The organism is Aliagarivorans taiwanensis DSM 22990, from assembly GCF_000429505.1.
GTDB classification, from domain to species: domain Bacteria; phylum Pseudomonadota; class Gammaproteobacteria; order Enterobacterales; family Celerinatantimonadaceae; genus Aliagarivorans; species Aliagarivorans taiwanensis.
The window spans coordinates 1-5,822 of the sequence record NZ_AUBZ01000067.1 but is presented as its reverse complement, the minus strand read 5'-3'; the positions used below and the strand labels follow the sequence as shown (position 1 = coordinate 5,822).

The window sequence follows — 5,822 nt, the reverse complement described above, 5'->3', positions numbered from 1 at the left end:
CTCGCCTTTATTGCCACCCGTTTACTGCAGTTACGTTTTATCAAAGAGGTCGAGCCGAACGGCACAACCATGAACTGCGAACACGTGATGAGCACGAAGGCTTGGAAACTGTTGTGGATGAAAACGGTAGGAAAGCCACTACCCACGGGCATTCCGGATATGCACTGGGCTTACGAGAGCCTCGCCAGACTAGGTGGATGGAAAGATACAAAACGAACAGGCCGAGCGTCTGTGAAGGTGTTGTGGGAAGGATGGTTTAAGTTGCAAACCATCCTTGAAGGCTATGAGCTTGCGATGTCTCTTGAGCACGGGGACTTGTGATCAAGAGACAGCCGTAACGGTGGCTTTTTTATGGGTATCACCAGCCTTGGGTATGGTGCTCAATAAGCTCACGATAGAGTGCCAACTGGTCGGCGCCATCGTTTAGCGCGGGAATGTAGTTATAGTGTTCGCCGCCCGCTTCCATAAACTCTTCTCGCAGCTCGCTACCCAGCTCTTCGATAGTCTCCAGACAATCGGTCGCGAAGGCTGGAGAGATAATGTCCACCGACTTCACGCCCTTTTCCACTAAGCCCGCCAGCAGCTCGTCGGTGTAGGGCTGTAGCCAGGGCTCTTTGCCAAAGCGCGATTGAAAACACAAGCGCCACTGTTTTTGGCTCAGACCGAGCTCCAGCGCGACGGCCTCGGCGGTGGCCTCACAGTGCTTGGCGTAAGGGTCACCGAGCTTAGAGTAACGCTCAGGGATGCCGTGGAAGGAGAACAGCAGCACCTCGCCGGGCTTTTCCGTCTGCCACTGCTGGCGAATGCTGTTGGCCAGCGCCTGAATGTACCGGGGTGATTGGTAGTAGTGGCTAACCATGCGCACTTCGGGCAAGCGATAGAGTTTTTGGCTGGCCCGATGATAGGCGTCGAACACCGGCGCCGTGGTGGTCACCGAATACTGGGGATACATTGGCAGCACCAGCACCTTTTCAAAGCCCTGCTGTACCACCTGCTCAAGTACCTGAGCAATGTCGGGATCGCTGTAGTTCATTGCCAGCAAGACCTCAGCGCGGCCATCTAGCTCCTTGGCCAGCTTGGCGCGTAGGTTTTTGCTAATCACCGCCAAGGGCGAGCCTTGATCAAGCCAGATCTGTTGATAGAGCTTAGCAACACGGCGGGATCGCAGCGGAAGGATCACGCCGTTCAATAAAGGCAGCCAAAGTGCGCGGGGCAAGTCGACCACCCGCTTGTCTGACAGAAAACGCCGCAGAAACTTGGCCACCCCTTTGGGTGTGGCGCTCTCGGGCGTACCGAGGTTACACAGGATAACGGCGAATCGTTCATCGCTGGCTGGGGCCATCGCTCCTCCTTGATTTATTTGCTAATGGCTTGGATTATCACATAAAAAAGGCGGCCTACCTAGGCCGCCTCTACCCTCATAAAGGGTAACTAGTCGAGAAGCTCAGCAATCTTGTTGCTCACTTCTGCGACTGCCAAGGTGCCGTCTACCTTGAAGCACTTGCCGTTACCAGCTGCGGCTTCGTTTTGGTAGTAAGCAACTAGCGGCTCGGTCTGCTCGTGGTAAATGTTCAGACGATCGCGAACGGTGGCTTCTTCATCGTCAGGGCGAATAACCAAGTCTTCACCGGTTACGTCATCCTTACCTTCAACCTTTGGTGGGTTGTACACCACGTGGTATACACGGCCACTGCCTGGGTGAACGCGACGGCCGCCCATACGCTTAACGATGTCTTCATCGGGTACGTCGATCTCTACGGTGCCATCGATAGTGATACCGGCTTCTTTTACCGCATCAGCCTGAGGAATGGTACGTGGGAAACCGTCGAACAAGAATCCTTTCGCGCAATCGTCTTGTGCAATACGCTCTTTAACCAGTCCAATGATCAAATCATCGGGAACTAATTGTCCTGCGTCCATCAACTCTTTAGCTTTGAGGCCTAGTTCAGTGCCCGCTTTTACAGCAGCGCGCAACATGTCGCCGGTGGAGATTTGTGGAATTCCGTAACGCTCCATAATGAACTGAGCCTGAGTTCCCTTACCAGCGCCTGGCGCTCCCAAAAGAATGATACGCATGATTGCTTATCCTTTGATTAATAGTGACTATTTTAGACGGTGAATTTACACGTTCAGGCCCGCTATCTCAAGTCACACGCGACTAAAGTTCAGCCTGGCGGCGCAACTGATAGTAGTGTCGCTTGTTCTCGTACATTTTTTGGTCGGCCAGCTTGTAAAGATCGCCGAGGCTCTGCTCTGAACTTCGCGCATAGCCGAAGGAGAAGCTCACTAAGGGCTCGCCGCCGAAGGCATCTAGCGCAATAGACAGCTTGCTGTGTTGGCTTTTCTCTAGCCGCTCCAGCAACAACACTTCCCGTTGCAGCTCGGTATCGTGCATGACGATGGCAAACTCATCGCCGCCTATACGGAACACGCTTTGAGTGATATCGGCGCTACATTCTTGTAGCTGTTTAGCCACCGAGCAAATCAGCATGTCCCCCTTCTGGTGGCCACGCTGATCGTTGGTCTGCTTCAGGCCATTCACATCGATAATCACCAAGCCAATATCCGCATCGAGCTGTGTCGATAGCTCGAACTGCAGCTCGTCGAAGGACTTACGATTGAGTAGCCCGGTAAGCGAGTCGACCCGCGCGAGAAATGCCAGCTCCTCATTCAGGGCGCGGTTTTCCAAGTAGGCACTGAGCTCTGCCACCACCAGCAACACTTGGTTGGAGCTTTCTTCATCCAGCTCTGCGTTATCCACCAATAGCCAACCCAGTTGATTCTGACCACTGGGAATCGCAAATACCAGCGGCTGCCAATCGTCAAACTCGATACTGGTGCGCTCCCAGCGCTGGGTTCGATAATCAGGTACACGTTGGTTGATTGCATCAAAATCAAACGGGTCAAGTCCCACCGATTGTTGCACCAAACGATGCTCGCCGGTTTGAGGAAGCTGCAAGGCCATGCCTAAGCCCGGGAAACTGCCGCTTAACAAATGCAGACTGGCGCTAACGATCTGCCGGTTGCGACCACTAGCCTCTAAGGTTCGGCGGAACTGTACCAACTGTTCGAAGAACAGGTTACTCCCAGCCAGTTTACTCATGGAGGCTTCCAGCTCCTGAGTCCGCTCTTCGACTTTGAACTCCAGCTCGTTGTTTAGCGATTGCACCTCTTCCAGGTAAGCTGCGCGCAGCTCATCGACCCGGGCCAGCTCTTGGTTCTTTTGGTTTACCGTGCGCAACTGCTCGCCGATGGTGTCTTTCATCTCGCCCAATAGCTCTTCAACATGAGCAAACTCTTTGATGGAAAAGTGCGAGCGGCGGCGATGCTCGATGCTCTTGCCCAACTCAAAGTCGGTGAGTAGCGCATAAAGACCGCCAAATGCCCGCACCGCAAAGTGCGCCATCACCATCACCGCAACAAATACCGCCAGTAGTATCAACGCACCGCTGATAACACTGGGGCGCAGCGCTTCTTGGACTAACTCATCCAGCCGAGCAATATCTTGACCCACCGTTACGCTGAGCCACACGGCGTTTTGGTAGCTGTGGCCGCTGAAGGCCACTCTGGAGGAGTGAGTTACATCATGGGTCGCATCCCCCACGACATTGCCTTCAAGTCGCTCATGGCGATAATAGATGGCAAAGCTTTCTTGGTTGGTCAAAATCCCGTTGGCGATATCCACCAGCTTGTAGATGGGGACCACCGCCACCAAGTAGCCTTTCACATCGACCCTGTCCATCGCCTTATCGGAGTAGATCGGCACACTAAACAGCAGCGCCGAGTGGCGGCCTGTGCGCTGCACTAACGCATGGTTCTCCACGACTTCGACCTGGCTCATGGTATAGACGCGCTCACCCAGCTCCGGGTCCTTATAGCGATTGGCGAGGATCTGCGACTGTTCCAAGGCCAAGATGTTGCCTTGATAGGCTTCCACCACTAAACCGTCGGCACCGAGTAAGTAGAGCGACTCAATCAACGGTGTGGCTTCAACAAAGTCTTTAAGGATGTCCGGCAGGTAAATCGAGTGGATCAGATCATCGATGCCCCGCACCACCCGATCTTGCTCTGACAACAGCTGTAGCCCGTTGGTCATCACTTCTTGACGATGCGACAGCTCACTGGCAACTTGTTGAACCGTGGTCTGCAGCTGCCGATCAACATCTTTAAAGACGAACTGCTGGACCTGCTTGTACAGGGTCAGCGCAACAATAGAGGTTGGGATAATCGAGACGAGTATAATGAGCAGGAGCGAAAACGTGCGTAGCCGCATTCTCATTAACGCAGCCCTGCCCTGTTGATTTGCGCATCCGCCAAACTTTGCATCATTGTGGCGGTCTGCTCAGCCGTATAGCCGTGATCCATAAAGCGGTTGAAGCCACGTTGCATCGCAATCCATGCGATCGTCATCAACTTATCATTAGGCATTGCGCGGCTTAAGGTCATTTGCTTTTCAATCACCAAGTCGTTGTCATCACGAAGTTGCTCAATACCAGCCAAGGCGTCAAGGTTGGCCGGAATCAAGCGCCCGTTCTGATATACGATCTGTTGCGCCCGTTCGCCTTGCATAAACTTAGCAAACTCACGCAGTGCTGGGAGCTTGTCTTGGTCGGGATCGGGGAACACTAATACATAACTGGAGAACATTGAAACCAACGGCTTGGCTTCCGCCTGAGGCAACAAAGCTACCCCGAGTTTGTCGCCTAAGGCGTCACGCAGGGTTTGATAGGTCCAGTCACCGTTAATCATGTAGGGAGATTGGCCATCGATAAAGCGCTGTACCCCACAGTCGTGATTACAGTTGGGATCAACCAAGCCTTTATCTTTCAAACCACGGTAGTAGTTAAGCGCCTGTACCATGGCAGGTGTATCTAAGGTAACTTTGTCATCTTCCAACGGCCAGCCGCCAAATGCGCCTAAAAAGCTGACAAACCAGTACATCTCCCGGTAGTGCCAGGTAATCGGGAATGCGTGACTGAGCAGTTGGTCGGACGCTTGGCTACTTAAGGCCTCAAAGGAGGCGATCGGGTTAGTCACTAGCGATTTGTTGTAGTACAGCACCAAGTGATTGCCTTGAAACAGCGGGATGCCATACTGCAGCCCATCCACCTGGCCACTGGCTAAGATCCGCTGATCTAACTGTTCACTCAGCCACTCATCGGGGACCAACGAGGCCGACAGGGTCTGATTGATACCTACAAAATCGGCAGGTACATACAGCACATCGGGCAAGGAGTTGGTCGAGGCTTGATTGAGCACCTCTTCCCTTAGTTTCTCTGACAGGAAGTTGTTTTTAATAACATCGTTATTATTTTGTTGATGAAACAGCGCGAGCACATCATCAAGATAAGAAGAGGGGTTGTGGGCGTTCCACAGGGAGATTGTAGTCTGCGCTTGTGCCTGTCCATAAGCCAGAGGGCTTAGCCAGAGCAGCAGCCACAAGAAAGTCTTGCGCATATCCATTACCGTTTGAAATTTTTATTATTTTAGCAAGGATAACCCGGCGCTAACCGAGAAGTAGTAAAAAATCCACCTGCAGAGCAGGTGGCTTTGACACGGCCCCCTAGAAGGGGGCTCACCTATACTACTGCATTTCCAGTAACATCTGACGTTCTTGCTCCTCTTTCTCTACCTTGTCTTGATGCCTGACATACCGCCTGATTATGTCTTCGTTCGCCCCTACGGAATCAACGAAGTATCCTCTTTGCCAAAAGTGATTACCCCACAGTTTCTTCTTTCTCAAGTAAGGAAACTTCGCAAACAGCCTAATCGCGGTTCTTCCTTTAACAAAGCCTACATACTCTGAAACACTCAGGCTCGGG

At 52.7% G+C, this 5,822-nt stretch carries 5 protein-coding genes and 1 pseudogene; 1 reads left to right on the top strand and 5 read right to left on the bottom strand.

The annotated features are described in order from the left end of the window. Window positions 1-321 (top strand): annotated as a pseudogene (locus tag G462_RS0119900) (IS4 family transposase); the annotation flags it as partial. 37 nt (window positions 322-358) lie between these two features. Here G462_RS0119900 and hemH read toward each other — a convergent pair. From hemH to tnpA, 5 genes are all read right to left on the bottom strand, one after another. Further along, window positions 359-1,342, bottom strand: a complete 984-nt coding sequence (gene hemH, locus G462_RS0119895; RefSeq protein ID WP_026960540.1) for a ferrochelatase — start codon at window positions 1,340-1,342, stop codon at window positions 359-361. 89 nt (window positions 1,343-1,431) lie between these two features. Further along, window positions 1,432-2,076, bottom strand: coding sequence for an adenylate kinase (gene adk, locus G462_RS0119890; protein WP_026960539.1), 645 nt, complete (start codon window positions 2,074-2,076; stop codon window positions 1,432-1,434). Between the two features lie 82 nt (window positions 2,077-2,158). Further along, window positions 2,159-4,279 carry a sensor domain-containing diguanylate cyclase gene (locus G462_RS0119885; RefSeq protein WP_084405157.1) on the bottom strand — a complete coding sequence of 707 codons (2,121 nt, stop codon included), beginning with the start codon at window positions 4,277-4,279 and terminating at the stop codon, window positions 2,159-2,161. Beyond that, entirely contained in the window at window positions 4,279-5,457 is a 1,179-nt protein-coding gene (locus G462_RS0119880) for a sugar ABC transporter substrate-binding protein (protein ID WP_026960537.1), read from the bottom strand. Before G462_RS0119880 ends, G462_RS0119885 begins: the two co-directional genes overlap by 1 nt. 127 nt (window positions 5,458-5,584) lie before the next feature. After that, a partial coding sequence (gene tnpA, locus G462_RS0119875) for an IS200/IS605 family transposase (RefSeq protein WP_026960536.1) occupies window positions 5,585-5,822 on the bottom strand: 238 nt, incomplete at its 5' end.